At 70.9% G+C, this 23,077-nt stretch carries 22 protein-coding genes and 1 tRNA gene; 10 read left to right on the forward strand and 13 right to left on the reverse strand.

From position 1 onward, the window contains the following. The 3 genes from E1300_RS26550 to nagA all read right to left on the reverse strand — a co-directional run. Nucleotides 1-441: SepX/GlpR family protein (locus tag E1300_RS26550; protein WP_503104937.1), on the reverse strand; the 441-nt coding region annotated here is incomplete at its 3' end. A 218-nt stretch (nucleotides 442-659) separates the two neighbouring features. Then, nucleotides 660-1,298 carry a GNAT family N-acetyltransferase gene (locus E1300_RS26555; RefSeq protein WP_207399966.1) on the reverse strand — a complete coding sequence of 213 codons (639 nt, stop codon included), beginning with the start codon at nucleotides 1,296-1,298 and terminating at the stop codon, nucleotides 660-662. A gap of 112 nt (nucleotides 1,299-1,410) precedes the next feature. Next, nucleotides 1,411-2,574 carry an N-acetylglucosamine-6-phosphate deacetylase gene (gene nagA / locus E1300_RS26560; protein ID WP_131759797.1) on the reverse strand — a complete coding sequence of 388 codons (1,164 nt, stop codon included), beginning with the start codon at nucleotides 2,572-2,574 and terminating at the stop codon, nucleotides 1,411-1,413. A 181-nt stretch (nucleotides 2,575-2,755) separates the two neighbouring features. On the opposite strand from nagA, the gene E1300_RS26565 reads away from it, so the two are divergent. Continuing rightward, nucleotides 2,756-3,541 carry a DeoR/GlpR family DNA-binding transcription regulator gene (locus E1300_RS26565; protein ID WP_131759798.1) on the forward strand — a complete coding sequence of 262 codons (786 nt, stop codon included), beginning with the start codon at nucleotides 2,756-2,758 and terminating at the stop codon, nucleotides 3,539-3,541. 23 nt (nucleotides 3,542-3,564) lie between these two features. Here the strand turns inward: E1300_RS26565 and E1300_RS26570 are convergent, their stop codons facing one another. The 4 genes from E1300_RS26570 to galU form a co-directional block, all read right to left on the reverse strand. Beyond that, a complete protein-coding gene (locus tag E1300_RS26570; RefSeq protein ID WP_242619410.1) occupies nucleotides 3,565-4,041 on the reverse strand; it encodes a MogA/MoaB family molybdenum cofactor biosynthesis protein in 477 nt (158 codons plus the stop codon). Nucleotides 4,042-4,049: 8 nt separating this feature from the next. Further along, nucleotides 4,050-4,532 carry a cyclic pyranopterin monophosphate synthase MoaC gene (moaC, locus tag E1300_RS26575; protein WP_131759824.1) on the reverse strand — a complete coding sequence of 161 codons (483 nt, stop codon included), beginning with the start codon at nucleotides 4,530-4,532 and terminating at the stop codon, nucleotides 4,050-4,052. 5 nt (nucleotides 4,533-4,537) lie between these two features. Beyond that, nucleotides 4,538-5,746, reverse strand: a complete 1,209-nt coding sequence (gene glp, locus E1300_RS26580; RefSeq protein WP_131759800.1) for a molybdotransferase-like divisome protein Glp — start codon at nucleotides 5,744-5,746, stop codon at nucleotides 4,538-4,540. 156 nt (nucleotides 5,747-5,902) lie between these two features. Further along, nucleotides 5,903-6,808: a UTP--glucose-1-phosphate uridylyltransferase GalU gene (galU, locus tag E1300_RS26585; RefSeq protein WP_131759801.1), complete on the reverse strand. Its 906-nt coding sequence runs from the start codon at nucleotides 6,806-6,808 to the stop codon at nucleotides 5,903-5,905. A gap of 33 nt (nucleotides 6,809-6,841) precedes the next feature. Here galU and E1300_RS26590 point away from each other — a divergent pair, with 33 nt between their 5' ends. The 8 genes from E1300_RS26590 to mscL all read left to right on the forward strand — a co-directional run bounded on the left by E1300_RS26590 (nucleotide 6,842) and on the right by mscL (nucleotide 15,400). Further along, the gene (locus tag E1300_RS26590; RefSeq protein ID WP_131759802.1) at nucleotides 6,842-7,423 is read left to right on the forward strand and encodes a 5-formyltetrahydrofolate cyclo-ligase; all 582 of its coding nucleotides are present in this window, start codon (nucleotides 6,842-6,844) and stop codon (nucleotides 7,421-7,423) included. Nucleotides 7,424-7,552: 129 nt separating this feature from the next. Further along, the gene (locus E1300_RS26595; RefSeq protein ID WP_242619411.1) at nucleotides 7,553-8,590 is read left to right on the forward strand and encodes an NAD(P)-dependent oxidoreductase; all 1,038 of its coding nucleotides are present in this window, start codon (nucleotides 7,553-7,555) and stop codon (nucleotides 8,588-8,590) included. A gap of 106 nt (nucleotides 8,591-8,696) precedes the next feature. Beyond that, nucleotides 8,697-10,184, forward strand: a complete 1,488-nt coding sequence (locus tag E1300_RS26600; RefSeq protein WP_131759803.1) for a potassium/proton antiporter — start codon at nucleotides 8,697-8,699, stop codon at nucleotides 10,182-10,184. Nucleotides 10,185-10,349: 165 nt separating this feature from the next. Then, entirely contained in the window at nucleotides 10,350-10,712 is a 363-nt protein-coding gene (locus E1300_RS26605; protein WP_131759804.1) for an FmdB family zinc ribbon protein, read from the forward strand. A 392-nt stretch (nucleotides 10,713-11,104) separates the two neighbouring features. Continuing rightward, nucleotides 11,105-13,237, forward strand: coding sequence for an MMPL family transporter (locus E1300_RS26610; protein ID WP_131759805.1), 2,133 nt, complete (start codon nucleotides 11,105-11,107; stop codon nucleotides 13,235-13,237). Between the two features lie 191 nt (nucleotides 13,238-13,428). Then, complete coding sequence (locus E1300_RS26615; RefSeq protein WP_131759806.1) at nucleotides 13,429-14,256, forward strand: S-methyl-5'-thioadenosine phosphorylase; 828 nt, start codon at nucleotides 13,429-13,431, stop codon at nucleotides 14,254-14,256. Between the two features lie 3 nt (nucleotides 14,257-14,259). Next, on the forward strand, nucleotides 14,260-14,898 hold the full coding sequence (locus tag E1300_RS26620) for an SAF domain-containing protein (protein WP_131759807.1): 639 nt from the start codon (nucleotides 14,260-14,262) through the stop codon (nucleotides 14,896-14,898). A gap of 88 nt (nucleotides 14,899-14,986) precedes the next feature. Continuing rightward, nucleotides 14,987-15,400 carry a large conductance mechanosensitive channel protein MscL gene (mscL, locus tag E1300_RS26625; RefSeq protein WP_131759808.1) on the forward strand — a complete coding sequence of 138 codons (414 nt, stop codon included), beginning with the start codon at nucleotides 14,987-14,989 and terminating at the stop codon, nucleotides 15,398-15,400. A 1-nt stretch (nucleotide 15,401) separates the two neighbouring features. Here the strand turns inward: mscL and E1300_RS26630 are convergent, their stop codons facing one another. Continuing rightward, nucleotides 15,402-16,436, reverse strand: a complete 1,035-nt coding sequence (locus E1300_RS26630; protein WP_131759809.1) for a D-alanyl-D-alanine carboxypeptidase family protein — start codon at nucleotides 16,434-16,436, stop codon at nucleotides 15,402-15,404. An 82-nt stretch (nucleotides 16,437-16,518) separates the two neighbouring features. Then, nucleotides 16,519-16,878: a hypothetical protein gene (locus tag E1300_RS26635; protein WP_131759810.1), complete on the reverse strand. Its 360-nt coding sequence runs from the start codon at nucleotides 16,876-16,878 to the stop codon at nucleotides 16,519-16,521. Between the two features lie 224 nt (nucleotides 16,879-17,102). Here E1300_RS26635 and E1300_RS26640 point away from each other — a divergent pair. Next, nucleotides 17,103-17,178, forward strand: a tRNA-Arg gene (locus E1300_RS26640). A 347-nt stretch (nucleotides 17,179-17,525) separates the two neighbouring features. Here the strand turns inward: E1300_RS26640 and E1300_RS26645 are convergent. The 4 genes from E1300_RS26645 to E1300_RS26655 all read right to left on the reverse strand — a co-directional run bounded on the left by E1300_RS26645 (nucleotide 17,526) and on the right by E1300_RS26655 (nucleotide 22,903). Next, complete coding sequence (locus E1300_RS26645; protein ID WP_131759811.1) at nucleotides 17,526-18,197, reverse strand: NUDIX domain-containing protein; 672 nt, start codon at nucleotides 18,195-18,197, stop codon at nucleotides 17,526-17,528. A gap of 769 nt (nucleotides 18,198-18,966) precedes the next feature. Next, the gene (locus E1300_RS26650) at nucleotides 18,967-20,121 is read right to left on the reverse strand and encodes a cytochrome P450 (protein ID WP_131759812.1); all 1,155 of its coding nucleotides are present in this window, start codon (nucleotides 20,119-20,121) and stop codon (nucleotides 18,967-18,969) included. A 329-nt stretch (nucleotides 20,122-20,450) separates the two neighbouring features. Continuing rightward, nucleotides 20,451-21,197, reverse strand: coding sequence for a hypothetical protein (locus E1300_RS50365; protein WP_165503012.1), 747 nt, complete (start codon nucleotides 21,195-21,197; stop codon nucleotides 20,451-20,453). Between the two features lie 251 nt (nucleotides 21,198-21,448). Then, entirely contained in the window at nucleotides 21,449-22,903 is a 1,455-nt protein-coding gene (locus E1300_RS26655; RefSeq protein ID WP_131759813.1) for a M1 family metallopeptidase, read from the reverse strand. Nucleotides 22,904-23,077 lie beyond the last annotated feature (174 nt).

Raw genomic sequence — 23,077 nt, forward strand, 5'->3', positions numbered from 1 at the left:
GTAGGCCTCGCCGACGTCGGCGCCCGCGGAGGTCTGGAAGATCGAGTCGAGGCTTCCGGCGAGGGCGATGGACAGGGCGCCGACGGCGACGCGGAGGAGCGCCAGGTGGCCGGTCAGGAGGGCGGCCGGGGGCAGCGTGATCCACCAGGGGGCGACGCCGGCGGTGACGATGGCGACGGCGGTGAGGACGAGCAGGGACAGGCCCGCGGTGCGGCGGCGGCGGCGCGCGATGACGGCGGCGCGGCCGGCGCGGCGGCGGGGCTGGCCGGTGTCCTGGTCGGCGGCCTGGTCCTGGTCCTGCTCCGGGTGGGCCTCGTCCTCGTCGGTGCGCTTGTGGAGGAGGCGGGCGAGGCCGGCCTCGTTGTCGCGGCGCAGCCACATCGGGACGAGGACGATCGCCCAGACGGCGACGATGGCGAGGTAGAGGACGGCGCTGCTCATCGGTCCACCGCCGTTCCCAGGGCACGCTTGACAGGCAGGCCGACTTTCGGCGCGCGAGCGTGCAATGGGAGCAGGGTCACGCCCCGCACGGTACGAGCCGGTGTCAGAGGTTGACGAGCATAAGGGGCGGTGTGTCGCGAGATCGATCTCGCCGTTACTCTCCGTTTGCCCGGGCTTCTCGATCGCAGGATATTTACGACCGGAAAGTCAGAGCGGTGTCATGAGGACCGGGGAAAGGCCTGCCGGCGCTCGGCGAGCCAGCGGGCCCGCAGGCCACCGGGCACGTCCTCGACGGTGAGCGCATAGCAGATGTGGTCGCGCCAGGCGCCGTCGATGTGGAGATGGCGGCGGCGAATTCCCTCTTCGCGGAATCCGAGCTTTTCGACCACGCGGCGGCTCGCGGCGTTCTCGGGGCGGATATTCGCTTCGAGGCGGTGGAGGCCGACGGTGAAGAAACAGTGGTCGACGGCGAGGGCGACGGCGGTCGGAATGACGCCGCGGCCGGCGACCTGGCGGTCGATCCAGTAGCCGATCTGGGCGGACCGGGCGGAACCCCAGACGATCGCGCCGATCGTGAGCTGCCCGGCGAACTGGTCGTCGTAGGTGACGACCCAGGGCAGGGCGAGCCCCTGGCGGGCCTCGCGGCGCATGGTGTGGACCATGCTGACGTACGGGCCGAGGCCGCTGCGGAAGAGCGGCGTCTCGGGGTTGGTGGGCTCCCAGGGGCGCAGCCAGTCGGCGTTGCGTACCCGCAGTTCGCGCCAGGTGGCGGCGTCGCGATGTCGCAGCGGGCGCAGCCCGACCGGCCCCTCGGTGAGGGTGACCGGCCATCCCCGCAATCGTTCCACGGTTCCCATGATTCCCTGGTAGGACGGGTGGACGCCATCAATTGTCGCTGTAATTTCCACCGTGCGGGACGTCGGTCCAGGTGTTGGGCCGGGTTTCAGGTAGTACGCGGCGCGGTGGGGGTCACTGCCAGTGGCCGCGCTTCATGACCCGGGCGACGGTGAGGTCGTCCTCCAGGACGAGGAGGTCGGCGTCCTTGCCGGGTTCCAGGGATCCGATGCGCGGGTCGAGGCCCAGCGCGCGCGCAGGGGTCAGGGACGCGGCTTCGGAGGCCCGTTCGATCGGGAGGCCGACGTCGGTGACCGCGCGGCGGAACGCGTCCGCCATGGTGATCGTGCTTCCGGCGATGGACGTGCCGCCGGCGAGGGTCGCCCGGCCGTCCCGGACCTGGACGTCCATGACGCCGAGCCGGTAGTCGCCGTCGCCCATGCCGGCGGCGGCCATCGCGTCGGTGATCAGCGCGACGCGGGGGCCCGCGGCGGCGAAGACGAGGCGGGCGACGCCGGGTTCCACGTGGACGCCGTCGTTGATCAGCTCGACGGTGACCCGGGGGTCGTTCAGGGCGGCGGCGATGGGTCCGCCCTCGCGGTGGTGCAGCGGCCGCATGGCGTTGAACAGGTGCGTCGCGACGCGGGCGCCGGCGTCGAAGGCGGCGCGGGCCGTCGCGCCGGTGGCGTCGGTGTGCCCGACCGCGGCGAGGACGCCGGCGTCCGCGGCCTCCCGGACGAGGTCGAGCGCGCCGGGCAGCTCGGGCGCCAGGGTGATCATGCGGAGGTGGCCGCGGCCGAGCGCCACCAGGCGGCGGAACTCGGCGGGGTCGGGCTTTCTGAGCAGGGCGGGGTCGTGGGCGCCGCAGCGGTCGCGGGCCAGGTAGGGGCCCTCCAGGTGGATGCCGGCGATGGCGCCGTCGGCGGCGAGGTCGGCGAGGCCGCCGACGGCGTCCGCGAGCTCGCGGGGGTCGCCGGTGACGAGGCTCGCCATCGTGGTCGTCGTTCCGGCGGCGAGGTGGAAGGCGGCGGCCCGGCGCGCCTCCTCGCCCGCTCCGGCCTGGTAGGACGCGCCGGCGCCGCCGTGGACGTGGAGGTCGACGAAGCCGGGGACGACATGGCGTCCGCCCAGGTCGACGACGTCGCGGCCGCCGTTCTCGGTCAGCAGGGCGGTGTCCGGCGACTCCGCCGGGACGGGCAGGGGCGCCGTGATGGCGACGATCCGGCCGTTCTCGACGCGCAGCTCGCCGAGGCGGACGCCGTCCGGGAGGACGAGGCGCGCGTTCGCCAGGACGGTCACGGCGTGCTCACGGCCGAGCGGTTCCCCGTGCGGCCGGCGCCGTCCGGCGCGTTCGGCATGAGCCCCCCTTTAATGATCATGCTTGGTACCGGATTGTTTCACAGCGGGCCGACGTCAAGAAGTCGCCGGTACAATCCTGGGGCCGTTTCGTCGGGGGCCGCCGCGCGGAAGGGGTACCGGTGTGACCCGGCACGAGCGCTGGAACACGCTGCTGGAACTCCTCGCGGACGCGGGGCGCCTCAGCGTCGAGGAGGCGGCCGCGCGCACGGCGGTGTCGCCCGCGACCATCCGCCGCGACTTCGACGCCCTCGCCGAGCAGCAGATGCTGACCCGCACCCGGGGCGGGGCCGTCGCGCAGAGCGTCAGCTACGACCTGCCGCTGCGCTACAAGAACGCCCGGCACGGGACGGAGCGGCAGCGCCTCGCCGCGGCGGTCGCCGAGCTGGTCCGGCCGGGCTCGATCGTCGGGCTGAACGGCGGCACGACGACGTCGGAGGTGGCCCGCGCCCTCGTGACCCGCGCCGACCCGCACGCCGAGGGCGGGGCGCCGGGGATCACGATCGTGACGAACGCGCTGAACATCGGCAGCGAGCTGGCCGTCCGCCCGCAGGTGAGGATCGTCCTGACCGGCGGGGTGCCGCGGCCGCAGTCCTACGAGCTGACCGGCCCGCTGGCCACCGGGATCTTCGACCACATCACGCTGGACGTGGCGGTCCTCGGCGTCAACGGGATCGCCGTCGAGTACGGCGCGACCTGCCACGACGAGGGCGAGGCGGACGTGAACCGGCGGATGGCCGACCGCGCCGACCGGATCGTCGTCGTGGCCGGCGGGGCGAAGGTGGGGCGCCGGGCGTTCGCGACGATCTGCGACACCGACCGGATCGACGTCCTGGTCACGGGCGGTCCGGCGCCGGAGGACGAGCTGGCCGCGTTCGCCGAGGCGGGCGTCCGGATCGTCCGCGCCTGACCCGGTACGGCGTGGATCGGGCGTCAGTCCGCGGGCGGGCGGGGGTGGTCGCCGCCGCGGATCTGGTCGACGGCGTGCGCGAGGACCCGCCCGAGGACGGCCATCCCGTCGCGGACGCCGCCGGTCGAGCCGGGGAGGTTCACGATGAGGGTGCGGCCGGCGGTGCCCGCCACGCCGCGCGACAGGATCGAGGCGGGCACCTTGTCGCGGCCTTCCTGGCGGACGGCCTCGGCGATGCCCGGCACCTCCCGCTCGACGACCCGGCGGGTCATCTCGGGCGTCTCGTCGTGCGGGGTGAGGCCGGTGCCGCCCGTGGTCACGACGACGTCGTAGCCGGCGGCGACCGCGTCGCGCAGGACGCCCTCGACCGGCTCGCCGTCGGGGATCACGACGGGGCCGTCTACCTGGCAGCCAAGGTCCTCCAGCAGTTCCACCAGCACCGGCCCGGACCTGTCGGCGTACACGCCCGCCGCCGCCCGGTTCGACACCGTGACGGCCATCGCCCGGATCATCGCCGCTCCGGCCGGCGCCAGAGTCCCGTCTTGCCGCCCGTCTTCTCCTCGACGCGCACGTCGGTGATCACGGCGGCCGGGTCGACGGCCTTCACCATGTCGACCAGCGCGAGCGCGGCGACGGAGACGGACGTGAGCGCCTCCATCTCGACGCCCGTCCGGTCGGCGGTGCGGGTGGTCGCGGTGATCGCGACGCCGCCGTCCTCGATCGCCAGCTCGACGGTCACGCCGTGCAGCGCGATCGGGTGGCACAGCGGGACGAGGTCGGGCACCCGCTTGGCGCCCATGATCCCGGCGATGCGGGCGACGGACAGCGCGTCGCCCTTGGGGATGTCGCCGGCGCGCAGCAGGGCGACGCAGTCCGCCGAAAGCCGGACGAACCCGGTCGCGGTGGCGGTCCGGGAGGAGACGTTCTTGGACGAGACGTCGACCATGCGGGCCGCGCCCCTCTCGTCCAGATGGGTGAACTCGGTGCCCATGGCACTCATGACGGCAACCTCATGACCTCGACGTGGGAGCCTGCGGGCAGGGCCTCGGCGTCCTCCGCCAGCGTGATGAGGGCGTTGGCGGACGCGAGCGAGCCGAGCTGGTGCGAGCCCTGCACCTCGGCGGGACTGACGGTGTAGTGGCCTCGGGAGAACGCCAGTCTCCCCCGCACGAAGTGGCGGAGCCCGGCGGGGGACCTGACGTCCTCGCCGAGGACGGCGCTCACGGTGGGCAGCGGCTCCGGCGGCAGCCCCTGCATGGCGCGCAGGGCGGGACGCACGAAGACCTGGAACGAGACGTACGCGCTGACCGGGTTGCCGGGGAGGGTGAAGACCGGAACGCCCTCAAGCAGGCCGAAACCCTGGGGCTTGCCGGGCCGCATCCGGACCTTGTGGAACTCGACGGTCCCCGTACCGGTCAGTACCTCCTTGACGACGTCCCGCGTGCCCATGGACACGCCACCGGAGGTGACGATCGCGTCCGCCCGGACGAGCTGGTCGTGGAGGGTCTCCAGGACCTTCGCGGGCTCGTCGGTGACGGTGTCCTGCCTGTAGCCGACGCCGCCTGCCTCGGTGACGGCGGCGGTCAGCATGAAGCTGTTGGAGTCCCAGATCTCGCCCGTGCCGAGCGATGAGCCGGGTGGCCGCAGCTCGGTGCCCGTGGACAGCACCACCACGCGCGGCCTCGGCCTGACGACGACGCGGGCGCGGCCCACGGCGGCGGCCATGCCGATCTGCGCCGCGCCCAGCCGGACGCCCGCGTCCAGGACGACCTGCCCGGCCAGGACGTCCTCGCCCGCTCGGCGGATGTAGTTGCCGGACGGCGCCGGACGCGTGATCTGCACGGTGGCGTTGCCGCCGTCCGTCCACTCCACCGGGATGACGGCGTCCGCCCCGGCGGGCAGCGGGGCGCCCGTCATGATGCGGGCGGTCAGCCCCGGCCGGATCGCCGACACGCCGGGGTCGCCCGCCAGGATGTCGCCGACGACCGGCAGCGTGACCGGTTCCGCCTCCGAGGCCCCCGCGACGTCCGCCGCGACGACGGCGTACCCGTCCATCGCGGAGTTGTCGAACGGGGGCAGCGGGACGGGTGCGGCGACGGGTTCCGCCAGCACCGTCCCGTGCGCTTCCAGGAGCGCCAGGTCGAGCGGCGGCAGGACGGAGACGCTGCCGAGGATGTGCGTCAGGTGCTCGTCTACCGTTCTCATGGCCACCGCCCCAGTCTGGCGCGTTGTCGCCGCCGCCTGAAGCTCCCCACGCCGTACTCGCCGGTCACAAGAGCCGTCGAGCTCCTCCGCCCGTGCACGATCGACGTCGCGCCCGTCCGCTGCCCGTCCATGGTGAAACCAGGTCCGCCGAGTGGGTCACGCGTCGTGGCTGCGGACGAAGTCGCGCAGCCAGGGCATGAACTCGGGTGCCAGGTCGGGACGCTCGGAGGCGAACTGCACCACCGTGCGGAGGTACTCCAGCTTGTTGCCCGTGTCGTAGCGGCGTCCGCGGAACTTCACGCCGTACACGCCGCCGCCCTGTTCCGCGGGCATGTCCGCCAGCGTCCGCAGCGCGTCGGTCAGCTGGATCTCGCCTCCGCGTCCGGGCGGGGTCTTCTCCAGGACGTCGAAGACCGCCGGGTCGCAGACGTACCGGCCGATGATGATCCAGTTGCTCGGCGCCTCCTCGGGGGAGGGCTTCTCGACCAGGTCGCTGATGCGGACGACGTCGTCCTCGTCGGTGGCCTCGATGGCGGCGCAGCCGTAGGACGACACCTGGTCGGGCTCCACCTCCATCAGCGCGACGACGCTGCCGCCGTACTGCCCGCGCACCTCGATCATGCGCTTGAGCAGGTGGTCGCGGGCGTCGATCATGTCGTCGCCGAGCAGCACGGCGAACGGCTCGCGGCCGACGTGCTGGCGGGCGCAGTGCACCGCGTGCCCGAGGCCGCGCGGCTCGCCCTGCCGGACGTAGTGCATGATCGCGAGGTCGCTGGACTCGCGGACGGCGCCGAGCCGCTCGTCGTCGCCCTTGGCGGTCAGCGCCTCCTCCAGCTCGTAGGCCCGGTCGAAGTGGTCCTCGATGGACCGCTTGCTGCGCCCGGTGATCATGAGCACGTCGCTGAGGCCGGCGTCGACCGCCTCCTCGACGACGTACTGGATCGCCGGTTTGTCGACGATGGGCAGCATTTCCTTGGGAGTCGCCTTGGTGGCGGGCAAGAATCGGGTACCGAGGCCGGCCGCCGGGACGACCGCCTTGAGTACTGGTGCAATGTCGGCCATGTAGAGACCCTAGTCATCCGCGAGGACAACAGCGTGCACGACATCGTGACGAAGGCCCGTCTGCGGGCGGAACTGCTGGAAGGGCGCGCCGCCCTGGAGCCCGGGGAGCGGTCCGCCGCGGCGCGCTCGCTGCGCGACGCGCTCCTGTCCGCGCCCGAGGTCGAGATGGCCGGGACCGTGGCGGCGTACGTCTCCGTCGGTAGCGAACCGGACACCCGCGGCTTGCTGTTCGCGCTATGGAAGCGTGGCGCCTACGTGCTGCTCCCCCGGCTGCTCCCGGACGGCGACCTCGACTGGGCGTCCTACGAGGGCCCCGACTCGCTCGCGCCGGGGCCGCGCGGCCTGCTGGAGCCGACCGAGCCGCCGCGCGGTCCGGGGGCCGTGGGCAGCGCCGACGTGGTCCTGGTGCCCGCGCTGGCCGTCGACCGGACGGGCATGCGCCTCGGCCGCGGCGGCGGGTCGTACGACCGCGTCCTGAGCCGTGTGGGCCCGGCGATCCTGACCGTGGGGCTGGTGTACGACGCGGAACTGGTGCCGTCGTTGCCGGCGGAGCCGCACGACCAGCGCGTCCGGGCCGTGGTCACCCCGTCCGGGGGGCTCACCCGGTTCGGGTGACGCCGCCCGTTTCGGAAGGACGCCGCCCGTTTCGGAAGTCGGCCGGCTTGGCCGGTGCCGTGCCCGCCATGTGCCGTGCCCGCTATGGGGACGGATCGGCACATAGGGTGTGTTCGGCAAGATCGCGGCATGCACGGCGCGGTCGGACGCAAGGCCCACCCGGAAGGCTTCGAGATGACGGCGCCCTGGCGGATCCTGTCCCTCCTCCCGCTCGACGAGGACCTCGTACGCGGGCTCTTCGGCCATCTCGGCGACGCCGCGGAGCTGGCGTTCCCCCGGACCAGGGACCGCGCCGGCCTGCACGCCGCCCTCGCCGACGGCGCCGAGCTCGTCATCGGCGACTACACCGGACGGCTCCGCCTGGACGCCGAAGCCGCAGCCGAAGCGCCGAAACTCGCCTTCGTCCAGATGCCGGCCGTAGGGACCGACAGCCTGGACGTCCCCGCCTTGACCGCGCTGGACGTCCCGGTGGCCAATGCCGCAGGCGCCAACGCGCGCGGAGTGGCCGAGTGGGCGGTGGGTGCGGCCTTCGCGCTCTGCCGTCACCTCGCCTGGGCCGACCGGGGGGTGCGCGCGGGCGGATGGCCGCAGGCGGAGTTGCTGGCACGCGCCACCAGGGAGATACACACTCAACGCATTGGTATCGTCGGCTTCGGCGCGATCGGAGCGGAAGCCGCGCGTCTGTTTCAGGCATTGGGCTGTGCCGTCTCGTACTGGACGCGGCGTCCGCGTCCCGACGCGTCCGCCACCTATCGCGAGCTGGACGACCTGGTCGCCACGTCCGACATCCTCGTTCTGGCCCTGCCGCTCACTGACGAGACCCGGGGCCTCCTTGGCCCGGAACGGCTCGCCCTACTGCCAGAGAACGCCCTCCTGGTGAACGTGGCGCGCGGAGGGATCGCGCCAGACGACGCCGTCCTGGCCGCGCTGGAGTCCGGACGGCTCGCGGGTGCCGCACTGGACGTCTTCGACAACGAGCCCCTGCCCCCCGACCATGGGCTGCGCTCGCACGAGAACGTCCTGCTGTCACCCCACGGGGCCGGTGGGACGACCCAGTCGCAGCTCAACATCGTCTCCATGGTGCGGGACAACATCACGGCGGCGGTCGAGGGACGGGACGTGCGCAACGTGGTCAACGGCGTGAAGGCGCAGATCAGACGCCGCTAGGGGATGATCCCGACACACCACCATCAACCGCAATTATGCGGATTCGCCACTGAATCTATAGGATTCCTAAACGATCAACTTTGACGACCCGGCAGAAGGGTGGGATGTGCAGCTCGACATCTGGCTACTCCTCGGGGCCACGCTCGTACTCAGCGCCATCGTCGCGGTCAGGCTGTCCCACCAGGCGGGTCTCCCCACCCTCCTGGCCTACATGGGCCTCGGCCTCCTGATCGGCGAGTCGGGGCCTCTCCACATCAACTTCGACAACGCCGAGCTCGCCGAGACGCTCGGCCTCGCGGCCCTCGTCCTCATCCTGGCCGAAGGTGGCCTCACCACGAACTGGCGGCACGTGCGGCCCTCGGTCCCGGCCGCGCTCAGCGTGTCCACGATCGGCACCCTGATCAGCATCGCCCTCGTCGCGCTGCCCGCGATGTGGCTGATCGGGATGGACTGGCGGGCGGCGTTCCTGCTCGCCGCCGTCCTCGCCCCGACCGACGCGGCCGCCGTGTTCTCGGTGCTGCGCCGGCTGCCCCTGCCGGCCCGGCTGACCGGGCTGCTGGAGGCCGAGTCCGGCTTCAACGACGCGCCCGTCGTGATCATCGTGGTGACGCTCAGCGCCACCCACTCCGGCGTCCCGAACCTCGCCGAGCTGTTCGGCGTGATGGTGTACGAGCTGATCGCCGGCGGCCTGGTCGGCATCGCGATCGGCTGGCTCGGCGCGCAGGCGCTGCGGCGCGTCGCGCTGCCCGCCTCCGGCCTCTACCCGATCGCCGTCCTCTCGCTGTCCGTCGGCTCGTACGGCGCCGCGACGCTGCTGCACGCCAGCGGCTTCCTCGCCGTCTACGTCAGCGCCCTCGTGCTCGGCAACGCGCGGCTGCCGCACCGGCCCGCGACCCGCGGCTTCGCCGAGGGCGTCGGCTGGCTGGCGCAGATCGGCCTGTTCGTCATGCTCGGCCTGCTGGCCTCGCCCAGCGAGCTGCCCGGCCAGATCGTCCCCGCGCTCGTCATCGGGTTCGTCCTGCTGCTCATCGCGCGGCCGGTCTCGGTCGTGCTGTCCACGATCGGGTTCAGGCTGTCCTGGGGCGAGAAGATCTTCGCGTCCTGGGCCGGGCTGCGCGGCGCCGTCCCGATCGTCCTCGCCACCATCCCGATGGTGGAGGACGTCCCAGGCGCCGGACGGATCTTCTCCATCGTCTTCAACATCGTGGTCGTGTTCACCCTCCTGCAAGGCCCCACACTGCCCCTGGTGGCGCGCTGGTGCCGCCTGAAGAGCGACGAACAGGCCCGGGAACTGGACGTCGAGGCCGCGCCCCTTGGAGAGCTCCACGCCGACCTACTGGAGGTCCGTATCCCGCCGGACTCGCAGTTGAGCGGCGTGGAGATTTTCGAGCTCCGGCTCCCCGCGGGCGCTTCCGTGACGCTTGTCGTCCGGAACGGGTCGAGTTTCGTACCGGAGAACACCACGCCCCTACAGGCGGGCGACACCCTCCTGGTCGTCGCCACGGACGAGGTACGGGAAATCGCCGAACGCCGTCTGCGCGCGGTCAGCCGTCGCGGGAAACTGGCCGGCTGGTTCGGCGAGACGGGCCACTGACCCCGGGCCGGGGTGACGTGGGAACAGACCCGGGGCGCTGGGAACAGACCCGGGCGCTGGGAACAGACCCGGGGCGCAACGTGTTCCACCGGTGGGTACCATTAGCAGTCGTTCAGAGTGAGTGCCAGTCCGGAGTGCACCGGGCTGAGTCAGCGAGGAGGAACCGTGCCGACGTATCAGTACGTTTGCACCGAGTGCGGCGAGCCTCTGGAGGTCGTGCAGAAGTTCAGCGACGACGCGCTGACCGAGTGCCCGGCGTGCCAGGGCAGGCTCCGCAAGGTCTTCTCCGCCGCGGGGATCATCTTCAAGGGCTCGGGCTTCTACCGCACCGACAGCCGCGGCTCCGGCAAGTCCTCGACCGCGGGCGCCTCGTCGAACGGGTCGTCCGGTGGCGACTCCGGCAAGGACTCCGGCAAGTCCAACGGCGCCTCGACCACGACGTCCTCGAACGGCAGCGACTCCTCGTCGTCCTCGACGTCGTCCAGCACGTCCTCCTCGACGAGCAAGTCGTCCGAGAAGGTCGCCTGACCTCGCCCGGGCGGCGCTGACGCCCTGATACGCGAGTTCCCATAACGCACCGGAGGATCTCCCGGCCCGCTAACGCAGGCCGGGGGTCCTCCGGTTTTTCATGCCCCGGAGGAGGAGGCGCCCTCCTCCGCACTGCCCAAGCCGAGGTAGCGCTACCTCCTACTCAAGGGTCAGCCCTACGCGCGAGCTTGCCTCAGAGGGGGTAGCGCAGATCCCTTCTCCTGCCGGACGCGCGATCGCCTGTCCGCGAACACCATAAGAGGACCCTGCCAGGCGACGGTCGCGACTTTCGAGATACTACTTGACATCTCTCGCTCACCGAGACATTCTGATCCTCGTTCGCGACATATCTCGAACGCTCGTCATCCCCCGAACGCGGCACAGGAGAGACCATGAGCGCACACAGCCCGGCTCCCCCCAGACCCAGGACCCATCGCCTGGCCGGACTGATCGCCGGCAGGCGGACGAAATGGGCTGTCCTGGCCCTCTGGGTCGTCCTGCTGGTCGCCCTCGGCCCCCTGGCCGGCAAGCTCGGAGACGTCGAGGAGAACGACGCCGCCGCCTGGCTGCCGGGCGGAGCGGAGTCCACCCAGGTGGTCAAGCTCCAGGAGAACTTCCGCAAGGACGAGACGATGCTCGCCGTCGTCGTCTACGAGCGCTCCGGCGGCATCACCCCCGCCGACCGCGCCAAGGCGGCCTCCGACGTGAGCGCCCTGGAACGCCTCCCCGGCGCCCAGAAGACCCAGGGGCCCTTCCCGTCCAAGGACGGCAAGGCCCTCCAGACCTTCGTGCCCTTCACCGACGAAGACCCGATCGCCGCCGTCGACGGCGCCCGCGACCTCGCCAAGCGGGGCCCGCCCGGGCTCGACGCGCACGTCACCGGGCCCGCCGGCAGCGCCGCCGACCAGTTCGAGGTCTTCCAGAGCCTCGACGGCTTCCTGCTCATGGCCGCCGGCATCGTCGTCATCGTCCTGCTGCTGGTCATCTACCGCAGCCCGCTGCTGTGGTTCGTCCCGGTCCTCAGCGCCGTCTTCGCCCTCGGCCTCGCGCAGTCCGTGGTCTACCTGCTGGCCAAGCACGCCGGGCTGACGGTGAACGGGCAGAGCGCCGGCATCCTCACCGTCCTCGTCTTCGGCGTCGCCACCGACTACGCCCTCCTGCTCGTCGCCCGCTACCGCGAGGAACTGCACCGCCACCAGGACCGGCACGAGGCCATGGCGTACGCGCTGCACCGCGCCGCCCCGGCCGTCATCGCCTCCGCCGCCACCGTCGCCGTCGGCCTGCTGTGCCTCCTCCTCGCGGACATGAACTCCACCGCGGGCATGGGTCCCGTCGCCGCCGCCGGCGTCCTCACCGCCCTGGCCGCGATGGTCACCCTCCTGCCCGCCCTCCTCGTCATCTTCGGCCGCTGGCTGTTCTGGCCGCTCGTCCCCCGGTACGACGCCAAGTACCTGGAGCCTGAGGCGTACGAGTCCGAACACGGTATCTGGAGCCGCGTCGCCGCCTTCGTGGGCAAGCGCCCGCGCGCGCTCTGGGCCGCCACCTCCCTCGGCCTGCTCGCCCTCACCTTCGGCCTGGGCTCGCTCAACGCCCACGGACTCTCGGACGCAGGCCAGTTCACCGGACGTCCCGACTCGATCGTCGGCACCGAGGTCGTCTCACGGCACTTCCCCGCCGGCTCCGGCTCCCCCGCCGTCGTCATCGGCAAAACGTCCGCCGCCGGACCGCTCGCCACGGCACTGGAGAAGACCCCAGGCGTCGCCGAGGTCAGCCGTCCCGTCACCTCGGGCGACCTCGTCCAGTACGAGGCGACCCTACGCGTCCCCGCCGACAGCAAGGCCGCACAGGACACGATCGACCGGCTCCGGGACGTCGCGCACGCCGTCCCGTCCGCCGAGGCCAAGGTGGGCGGCATGACCGCCACGTCCCTGGACATCGAGCGCGCCTCCAACCGCGACAACAAGGTCATCATCCCGATCGTGCTCGCGGTGGTCTTCCTCATCCTCGTCCTACTGCTGCGGGCGCTGGTCGCACCGCTGCTCATGATGGCGACCGTCGTCCTGTCGTTCCTCGCCTCGCTCGGCGCCTGCGCCCTCATCTTCAGGCACGGCTTCGGCTTCGAGGGGACCGACGCGGGCTTCCCCCTCCTCGCGTTCATCTTCCTGGTGGCGCTCGGAGTCGACTACAACATCTTCCTGATGCACCGCGTCCGGGAGGAGTCGGAGGCCCTCGGCACCCGCCGCGGCATCCAGCGCGGCCTCACCGTCACCGGCGGCGTCATCACCTCCGCCGGCCTCGTCCTGGCCGCCACGTTCGCCGCCCTGGTGACGCTGCCGCTGGTCTCCATGGCGGAGATGGGCTTCGTGGTCGCGTTCGGCGTCCTGCTCGACACGCTCATCGTCCGCTCCGTCCTGCTGCCCGCCCTGTCCTACGACATCGGACGGCGCATCTGGACGCCGGGCCGCCTCGCCCGGCACGACGACCCGTCCACCGAGCAGCCGAGGGTCCTGGACCCGGTGAGCTGACCCGCCCGCGGGGCCCGGCCGAAGGCCCGGCGTTCACCCGCCCGCAAGGGCCCGGCGTCCACCCGGACGCCGGGCCCTTCGCATGCGCGCGCAGGGGACGGACCCCGCTCCACCGCTCGACGATCATGGAGTTATCCACAATCGCGGATGGGTCTGACGGCGCAGGTGGCGCGGTGGCTAGGGTCGGCGACATGTCCACTTCACAGCTCCCCACCGCACCGGCCGCCGAGATCGGCGTCATCGGCGGCTCCGGCTTCTACTCGTTCCTCGACGACATCGAGGAGGTCCAGGTCGACACCCCCTTCGGCCCGCCGAGCGACCCCATAGCGATCGGCGAGCTCGCCGGCCGCCGCGTCGCCTTCGTCCCCCGGCACGGCCGCGACCACCGCTTCCCCCCGCACCGCATCCCCTACCGCGCCAACCTGTGGGCGCTGCGCTCGCTCGGCGTCCGGCAGGTGCTCGCGCCGAGCGCCGTCGGCTCGCTGACACCCGACCACGGCCCCGGCACCCTCGCCGTCCCCGACCAGCTCGTCGACCGCACCTACGGACGCTCGCAGACCTTCTACGACGAGGGCGCCGCGGTCCACGTGTCGTTCTCCGACCCCTACTGCCCGACGGGCCGCCAGACCGCGGTCGGCGCCGCGCGCACCGCCGGCTGGAGCCCGGTCGACGGCGGCACCCTCGTGGTCATCGAAGGCCCACGCTTCTCGACCCGCGCCGAATCCCTCTGGTACGCCTCCCAGGGCTGGACGCTCGTCGGCATGACCGGCCACCCGGAGGCCGTCCTCGCCCGCGAACTCGCCCTCTGCTACACCCCGCTCTGCCTCGTCACCGACCTCGACGCGGGCATCGAGGAGGGCGAGGGCGTCACGATGGACGAGGTCCTGCGCGTCTTCGCCGAGAACGTCGGACGCCTCCGCGACCTCGTCGCCGACGTCGTCAAATCCCTGCCGTCCGACCGCACCTGCCCCTGCCCCCAGGTCCTGGACGGCATCGACCTCCCCCTCACCCTCCCCTAGGACGTGAGCGCCGTGAAGTCCGTGCACATGCGGCCGGTCCGCCTGCGGCGGCCGCTGGCGGCGCTGTTCGCCGCGACCGCCGCCGGGTCCGCGCTCGCGGCGCTCCGTCCCGGGCCGCCGCCCTCCGTCCGGGTCCTCGCCGCCGCCCGCGACCTCCCCGCCGGGACGGCGCTGAGCCCGTCCGATCTGCGCGACCTGGCCCTCCCTCCCGCGGCCGTGCCGTCCGGCGCCATCCGCTCGGGCGGGAACGGCCGGGTCCTCGCCGGCCCCATGCGTCGCGGCGAGCCGCTCACCGACGTCCGCGTGATCGGCGACGGGCTCCTGCGCGCCTACGGCTCCGACACGGTCGCGACCCCGATCCGCGTCGCCGACGCCGACACAGTCCGGCTGCTCCACACCGGCGACCGCATCGACGTCCTGTCCGTCCCACCGCCCGACGGCGCCTTCGCCGCCTCCCGCGCCTCACCCGAATGGGGGAAGGCCCGGTCCGTGGCGTCGTCCCTGCCGGTCGTGGCCGTCCCGCCCCGCGACGAGGACGGCGGCAAGGAGGGCGCCCTGGTCGTCGTCGCGACCGACCGCGCCCAGGCCACCGCCCTCGCGGGAGCGGGCCCCGGCCTCGCCGTAACGATCACGGGCGGGTGACTTGGCAGACCCCACGGCCCTTCATTACCATCCGTGACCGTCCGGATCCCCGGCCGGATCCTGTGCCGACGGAGGTGGCTCGCACGTCATGAGCGGTTTCAAGAAGTTCCTGTTCCGCGGAAACCTCGTCGACCTCGCGGTCGCGTTCGTCGTCGGAGCCGCGTTCGCGAGCCTCGTCAAGGACTTCGCGACCTCCTTCATCACCCCGCTGATCGCCCTGCTCGGCGGCAAGCCCGACTACACCCGCCTCGCGGTGACGATCAACGGCACGAAGTTCCCGTACGGCGTCTTCGTCACCTCCGCGGTCGCGTTCGTCATCACGGCGGTGATCGTCTACTTCCTGGTCGTGCTGCCGACCGCCAAGCTGATCGAGCGCATGGACCGGGGCAAGGAGGCCACCGAACGCGAATGCCCGCAGTGCCTCAGCGACATCTCCGTCAAGGCCCGGCGCTGCCGCTACTGCACGTCCGAGGTGGTGCCCCTCGCCGAGATGCCCCACTGACCTACTGGTAGTCGTCCTCCGTGCCGTACTCCCAGTGCCACGGCTCGAACGGATTGCTGTAGGCCCACGCCGGATGCAGCCACCCGTACCTCTTGGCGTTGGCCTCCATCCAGTTGAACTGCACCGACCCCGAGTTCTGCACGCCGCCGCACAGGTCGACCGCCTGCCCCTTGCCGTGGTTGCTCGTCCCGGGAACGGCCGCGAAACCCGGCCGCTCGGCGTACACCCGGTGCTGCTCCGCGAGGCTGCGGTAGGAGTCCGTCACGCACATCTGGCTGCCGAACCGCCGCTTGTACGCGGCGTTCAGCTTGTAGAAGGCGAGCGCCGCGTCCGCCCGCAACTCCCGCCCCTTCTGCGGCAGCGGGCACAGGTACTTGGACGGGATCAGCCCGTTCGGGAACTTCTTCGCGCCCGCGGCCAGCGACTTGTCGCAGCCGAGCTCCAGCCGCTTGTCGGGGCTCAGCTTGTTCAGCATCGCGTTGAGCTGCCTGGTCGTCTGCGCGGACTTCTGCTTCAACCCGTCGATCTGCTGCTGGACGCGGGTCTGCTCGATCGCGTTCCGGGACTGGAGGTCCTGCGCGGTGGACGCGAGCTCCTTCCGGCGCCGCTGGAGCTCGTCGGCACGGTCCACGAGCGCCTGCTGCGCCTTGGCGATCAGCGTCACGTCCGCCGTCGACCGGAGCGCCGCGTCCGGTGCCCCGCCCCCGAAGATCGCCATCGAGCCCGTCGCGCCGCTCTGCTGGTACGACACGTTCGCGAGCCGCGCCAGCGGCTGCCGGATCCGGTTCAGCTCCGCCTCCGCCGCCGCCAGCTCCTTCAGCGTGCCCCGCAGCTTGACCTGCGAACTCTGAAGGGCCTTCTGGCGGTCCCTCATCTGCTCGGTCGCCTTCTCCAGCTCCGCGCGGGCCTTCGCGGCGTCGCGGCGCAGCGTGTCCACCGGATCCGTCCGGCTCTGCGCCCTGCCGACGCCGTGCGGGACGAGCGTCGCCATCACCAGGAAGACCGCGGTAAACGCCGCCGACCGGGGGTTCGGCACGGTGGTTTTCCTCCTGATGCCCAAATACGGAACAGCGGCAGAACGCTACTACAGGTTCACCGATGACCTAGGCGTAACGGAGTCAGCGAGTGCCCGGCCCATGCCTCCGGCACCAGAACCGCCACCACGGCACCTCCCGCCAGTCCTCCGGGCACCGCGGCCGCATCTCGGGCGTCGGCGTCCCCGTCGCCTTCGGCGAAGCGGACCCCTTCGGCTTCCCGGTCGGCTTCGGCGCCGCCGTCGCCGGCGGCCGGTCCGGCAGCCGCGTCTCCGCCTGCGGCTTCGCCTCCGGCGGCACGTACTGCCCGAACGTCGGCTCCGGCCCCGGCGAGATCGGCGCCAGCTGCTGTACCGTCCCCCCGCTCTCCGGCCGCTCCGACGCCGGATCCCGCAACGCGAACGCGACCACGGTCGCCACCAGCACCGGCACCACGAACGCCACGGCGATCAACGCGATCCGCCGCCGTCCCGGAGCGCGCTCCTTCGCCTCCCCGGGAGCGCTTTCCCCTGGCTGCCCACGATGCCGACCCGTCACGGCACCGAAGCGTACCCACACCCGCCCCATGCGGCCTAGACTCCCGGCCCCCATAAGGGGGAGCGTTAACCACGCCCCTTCCCCTACCCTGGAGGTGCCGTCCGCTACGCTCTAGCCGCGAGCGACGACAAGCCTCCGTAGCTCAGGGGATAGAGCACCGCTCTCCTAAAGCGGGTGCCGCAGGTTCGAATCCTGCCGGAGGCGCCACCCCCACAAAGCCCCCTGACCAGCCCCAACCCCGGCCAGGGGCTTCGTGCCATGGAAAAGCTCATCACCGGCCGCTGCCCGTCGCGCAACACGAACGGCACGTCAATGACTCGGCCCGCCCCGGGGCATCGGGTTCACGCGACCCGCTCCGGTAGGCCGATCCCAATACGTCCTCAGACGGGCAGGAGACACCCACCGGACCTCCACACCGCCGAGGTCACCGGAGGCCCCTGAAGGCCACCCTGCCGGCCACTCTGCCGCGAACTTCGCTAAGAACGCTGGCCGCGACACCGCTCACACAGCCCTACGCTCCCGACCCATTACCTGCGGTCAACAACCCGAATGACTCATGAGCGCCGCCCGAAGAAAGCGGTGGCCGCCCGATGCACCCGAGAGACTCCATATCTATGACACAATGCTAGGTACACCGCCACAAGACCGAGATCCCAGATCTCGTCCTGCTCGATGCGCTCGAACACGCGGCGCGGATCAGCGTCGACGGGCTCGATCCTCCCCTCCCACCTGTCAATCGCATGAAGATCGTGGAGGTCCAGGACCTCTTGCGCGGTCCGGCCGGCCTCCACAAGGCCCAGGAAGCTCCATTGGTAGTATCGCATGTCAACACCGAATGCCAATATGCAGACGTTCTCAGGCGACACTTCTAAGCCGAGCTCCTCACGGCAACCGCGTATCGCAGTCAAATATATGTCGATCTCATTCGTCGATATGGCATCTTTCTCAGTGTGGATGCCTTCGACCACGCTCACATCACGCTCGTTGGGACGCGCCCGGGAACTGGTCCTGCGACGAGTCAGCAGAATCTTGCCGTCATCGGTGAAGACGACGAGTAGCACACCGACCCCGTTCGCGAGCTGAGCGATCGGTTGACGAGCCGCTCTCAACTCCGTCTCACGCCCGGTGAGATTGAATACCCTTCGGATCGAGGTGGTCGTGGTTCCGCTGTCGGCACCAAGGTCCTCGATCTCTTCGTCCTCCCCCAGGCTCAGTACGGTGGCCACGAAGGTCGCGTAGTCGGACCGGAAGACCTCAAGCAGACGACCGGATCCTCCTGGTCCCGGTGTCGTGAGACTCGGTACGAACCGAGAGTCGCGAGGGTCTTGCTGTTCCATGGAGCCACATCGCCCGTCGCGAGCCGGTTCCTGGCGGCGAGGCTACGGCTCACATGGTCACGCCGCCGCGCTACCGTAGGATCAAGCGGAATCGTGGACTCGCGGAGTTTGATCTCTATGAACTGCGGCTCCAGGATCACCCGTCCATCACCTTCGACGAGACGTACACGCGTCCGCCGACTGGCGATGCTCACAAAGCCGTCCTGCCAGGGCTGCACTCGCAGAATCTTGCGCGCCTTCGCCAGCCTTCGGCGTCGTTCACGCCATCGCCTCCACGGGTCTTCCAGATAGACGTTGGCGAAAAGACCGAAGACCGCCCCCAGCAGAGCACCGAGTATGAGTCCCAGCACGAATTCGACCATTATAGTGTCCGCCCGGGTGGTCTCGGCGCGAAGTCTCCAGCATGTCCGATCATGTCTTGCCGCGTAAGCAGTTCAGTGCGCCTCCACTCTCGCCTACGCGAACGCTGGCCCAGCGAGACAAGTGTCGCTCATGCCTACGGAATGTTGAAGGGTTCGTGTCGGTGGCTTCCGGCATCGGCACGCGGGTCTCGACCTCGATCAGGCTGCGGGGCTGGCGCAGATCGCTTCACGGCCATTGGGCAGTTGACACAGGCTGGGGCTGGGATCCCGCACGGACGGCTGGGCCACGACTTCGATCACCAGGTGACGGGCAGTGTGGTGGGTTGGCGGATCGTGCCGTCCCACTTCCACTCCAGCTCGGCCGGGTCGACGTCGAGCCGCAGGCCGGGGAAAGTGGCAGTGAGACAGGTGAAGGCGATCCGCAGTTCCTCGCGGGCGAGCGGTGCGCCGATGCACACGTGAGCGCCTGAGCCGAAGGCGAAATGCGCGTTCGGATGGCGTCCGAAGTCAAGGCGCTCGGGCTCTGGGAACTCGCGCTCGTCGAGGGCCGCCGCGTCGATGGAGGGAATGGCGATCTCCCCGGCGCGGACGAGGACGCCGTCCACGTCGACGTCCTGGAGCGCGCGGCGGGGCTGGGTGGCGCCGAAGATGGAGTTCGGGGTTGTGCGCAGCAGTTCTTCGATGGCGCCGGGGATGAGCTCGGGGTGGGCGCACAAGCGCGTGTAGTGAGAAACCCCGGCCTCGTCCTGTTCGGTCAGCAGCCGCAGGGTGAAGGTAACGATGGACGAGGCGGTGCTTTCCCAGCCGCCGCCGACTAGGCTCGCGGCGAGCAACGCGGCCTCGAAGTCAGAGACACCGGTGGCCGCGGCGTTCGCGCCGATCATGGTGAGCAGGCCTCCGTCACCGGTCCCACTGTCGCGGCGGGCCGCCATGAGCCCGGCCATGTATTCGCACATCGCCATCATGGCGGCCTGATTGCATTCGTGAGCTCCTTCACCGGTGGCGAGCAGGCCGGTTCCCCACTTCTGGAACCGGGCCTGGTCCTGGTCGGGGACGCCGAGCTGCCCAGCGATGGTCTCAAGGGTCAGCGGCATCGCGAAGTCGGCGGACAGGTCGGCGTGGCCCCTGTCCCGCATGGCGTCCACGAGGTGCCGTGCGCGGGCTTCGATCATCGGAGTGAGGCGGCGGATCTTCGCCGGTGTGAACTCCGATTTCACCAGGCGGCGGATCCGCAGGTGCTCCTCCCCGTCCAGCGCCACCAGCACAGGCGCCACCTTCAGGAACGGTTTGACGCCATCGGCCTGGGCCCGTGAGAACGCGGGATGGCGGTAGACCGTCCGGACGGACTCGGCGCTAACCGCAAGCCAGGCGTATTCGTCGGCCTGTCCTTCGGGGAGCCTGACGCGGACGGCGGACTGTCCTGCGAGGGCCCGATGTTCGGGAGCGAGCATGAGCGGGGCGTGCAAGGGCTGCCGGAAGGGGAAGTGCGGGCATGGCTCCGATGGGACGCCGGTGCGGGAATCGTGGTTGGCCAGAGCCACGTCGGTCCTTTCGATGGGCTGACGGGCTCCTCCGCTGCGCCCACAGCGTCGTTCCGCTCCCCCCGCGTGTCAAGGGATCTTGCCGTTACCGGCCCTCAATGCTCGCGCCGACGGTCTGGTGCCGCAGTCCGGAAGTCCTCTGACCTGGTCGGCGTAGTCGAGGGTGAGTGCACGGCCAGGCAACGGTGCTTCGGGTGGCCAGTAGGACCGGAGGCGCTGGCATGTGTCGCGCAGCTGGTTCATCTACTGTTCGGGATAAGACTCGCCTCAGGCAAGGACGGGCGGGAGTTTCCGGGCTCCTTCGCTGCAAGCCCGCCTCGCCTGATGCGGTCGCCTGACTGCCATCGCCCGCGCGCCGCCGTCCATGCGCGGCCGTTGGGCAGGTGTTGGCCGGTCCGGGGGTGGTGGACGGGCTCACGGGCTTGGGTCGTTGTCTGGCTGGTTAGGGGTTGTGCCAGGTGCTTAGGGGGCAGGTGGTTCAGCCGCCTGTGGCGGTCTACTGCGTCGGCGAGGGTAGCGGCGTCGGGGATGTGGGCTTCGGTGATCGCCGTGGTCGCTTCGGCGGGGTCGGTGATCGTGGACGAGCGGTCCTCGCGGGGGTGGAGGCCGACCAGGATGCGCTTGTCGGCGGCGCGCAGACGGCAGGCGTCCAGCAGGAGGTCGGTGCCCGGCGCGGCGTCGCCGGTGCCGTCGGGGTGGGGCGCGCTGGTGACGACCAGGACGAGGCTCGGTTCGGCCGCGCGGGATGGGAAGTCGTCGGTCTGCGGCGAGCCCACGATCTGGACGCGGCGGTGGACGCCGAGGTAGCTCGCGAACGCGCGGCCCTCCGCCGGGGAGGATGAGGTGATGGTGCGCAGTCGGCGGTGCAGCCGGGCCGCGTCCGGTGCCTCGTCCGGCCCCAGGTAGGCGAGGGAACTCGCGGCCAGGGGCCAGCGGTGGAAGCGGTCGGCGCATCGCAGCGGCCAGTCGCTCGCGCCAGTGACCACGAGCAGGTCGGACGCCGGAGCGTCGTCCAGCGTGGCGGCCGGGATCGGGTCGCCCGGGGTGATCTGGGTGAGGTTCGGGACGAGTTGGGTCAGGCGGGTGCCGCGGCGGGCGGCCGCCGGGGGGTGGAGCGCGGTGAGGTCCGCTGGGGTGAGCGGGCCTGTCGGTATGGTGCGGCGGGTCGCGGCCGCTTTGTGGATCTTGTGCGCGGCGAAGCCTTGCCGGCTTCGGGTGAACCGTTTAGGAGCGGCTTTTACCAGGTGGTGGGTTTGCCTGGGGTGTGGAGCCAGGTTTTGAAGAATGCTTCGAGGTTCTGGCCGGAGACCTTTCCGGCTAGTGCCTCGTATTCTTCGGTGCTTCCGGTGCTGTATTCGTGTTCTGCTAGCCAGGTGCGGGTCAGGCGGATGAATAGGTCGTCACCGATTTTGTGGCGTAGTGCTTGCAGAGTCATCGCGCCGCGGAAGTAGATCGCGCGGTGGAACATCTGGTCGCGGGTTGGGTCGGCGATGACGATGTTCCAGAACGGGGGACGTCCTTCCTGGATGGGCGGCGGGTTGTCGTAGGCGTCCCTGAACGCAGACTGCGCCGATTGGCCGCCGTGTTTCTCCGCCCAGTACCACTCGACCCATTTCGCGTAGCCCTCGTTCAGCCAGGTGTCCTTCCAGGTGCGGACGGAAACGCTGTCGCCGAACCACTGGTGGCTCAGTTCGTGCGCCACGCCCTTTTCGACGGGTGGGCTCTGGTAGGTGGGGCGGGTCTGGGTCTCCAGTGCGTTGTCGAGATTGAGCGGCGGGACGAAGTTGTTCTCGACGATGGAACCGGTGCTGGTGAACGGGTAGGCGCCGAGATAGCCGGTTAGTTCGTCCGTTACGCGTGTGGTGAGGGCGGGGGTTTTGAGTGCGTTCGGGTCTGACGCCACCTCCGGGTCTACCGCGTCGAGTTGCGGGACGCCTGTGCGGGTGGTGGTCGTGGAGACGTTGAACCGTCCGATCGAGTTGGTGACGAGGTAGGTCGCCATCGGACGGTCCTCGCGCCACAGGAACGTGTCCTTGCCGTGAGCCGTCCATTGCCTCACGAGGTGGCCGTTGCCGATCGCCTTGAGGCCCTGCGGAACGGTCGTTTCCAGCGTGAACAGGGCCTTGTCGCGCGGGTGGTCGTTGGCCGGGAACCAGGTGGAGGCGCCGTTGGGCTCGCCCATGACCGTGGCGCCGTCCCGCGTGGGCAGGAAACCGTACGGCAGGTCGAAGATGATCGGGCCGCCGAGGGGCCGGGGCACCCCGTCGTACCGGACGGTCACGGTGAAGCGGCTCGACCTCCGCAGCCCCTTCGGCGGCGTGATCTCCAGCTCGCGTTCGCCGGTGCGGTCGAACGAGGCGTCGCGGCCATTGACGTGGACCCAGCGCACGGTCATCCCGTACAGGTCGAGGTTGAATCGGGACAGGTTCTGGGTGGCGTTGGCCGTGATGGTCGTCGTGCCGGTGAGCTCGTCCGTGCCCGGGTCGTAGGCGGTCTTGAGGTAGTAGTGCCGGACGTCGTAGCCGCCGTTGCCGAGGTCGGGGAAGTAGGGGTCGCCGAGCCCGGGCGCGCCGGGTTCGTACCCTATGTCGGCGGACGCGGCGGGCGCGCACAGCCCGAGGACCGCGGCGCCAGCGGCGGCAGCCGCGGTGAGCGCCGGCGGGATCCGGTGCCTGGACCTGGGAATCGCCATGGAGCGGGCCTTTCCGTCGGAATCGGATGATCAACCCTTGGAGTGATCAATACCGTCCGATACGGGGCCGCTGATCATGAAGGTGACCGGCGACGGCCACGGGCGCGGCGGTGCACTCGATGCGTCCGGGAGGCCCGCGCCGCGCGGGGGCGGAGGCGCGCGGCGGACGGGCCT

Origin of the sequence: Actinomadura fibrosa (genome assembly GCF_900659615.1) — a bacterium.
Taxonomy (GTDB): Bacteria; Actinomycetota; Actinomycetes; order Streptosporangiales; family Streptosporangiaceae; genus Spirillospora; species Spirillospora fibrosa.

Coding starts and splice junctions, on each gene's coding strand:
- mscL (WP_131759808.1), top strand. CDS start 14,987: ATGAGCGGTTTCAAGAAGTTCCTGTTCCGCGGAAACCTCGTCGACCTC.
- E1300_RS26595 (WP_242619411.1), top strand. CDS start 7,553: ATGCACGGCGCGGTCGGACGCAAGGCCCACCCGGAAGGCTTCGAGATG.
- moaC (WP_131759824.1), bottom strand. CDS start 4,532: ATGGGCACCGAGTTCACCCATCTGGACGAGAGGGGCGCGGCCCGCATG.
- glp (WP_131759800.1), bottom strand. CDS start 5,746: ATGAGAACGGTAGACGAGCACCTGACGCACATCCTCGGCAGCGTCTCC.
- E1300_RS26650 (WP_131759812.1), bottom strand. CDS start 20,121: ATGCTCGCTCCCGAACATCGGGCCCTCGCAGGACAGTCCGCCGTCCGC.
- E1300_RS26570 (WP_242619410.1), bottom strand. CDS start 4,041: ATGGCCGTCACGGTGTCGAACCGGGCGGCGGCGGGCGTGTACGCCGAC.
- galU (WP_131759801.1), bottom strand. CDS start 6,808: ATGGCCGACATTGCACCAGTACTCAAGGCGGTCGTCCCGGCGGCCGGC.
- E1300_RS26615 (WP_131759806.1), top strand. CDS start 13,429: ATGTCCACTTCACAGCTCCCCACCGCACCGGCCGCCGAGATCGGCGTC.
- E1300_RS26610 (WP_131759805.1), top strand. CDS start 11,105: ATGAGCGCACACAGCCCGGCTCCCCCCAGACCCAGGACCCATCGCCTG.
- E1300_RS26555 (WP_207399966.1), bottom strand. CDS start 1,298: ATGGGAACCGTGGAACGATTGCGGGGATGGCCGGTCACCCTCACCGAG.
- E1300_RS26655 (WP_131759813.1), bottom strand. CDS start 22,903: ATGGCGATTCCCAGGTCCAGGCACCGGATCCCGCCGGCGCTCACCGCG.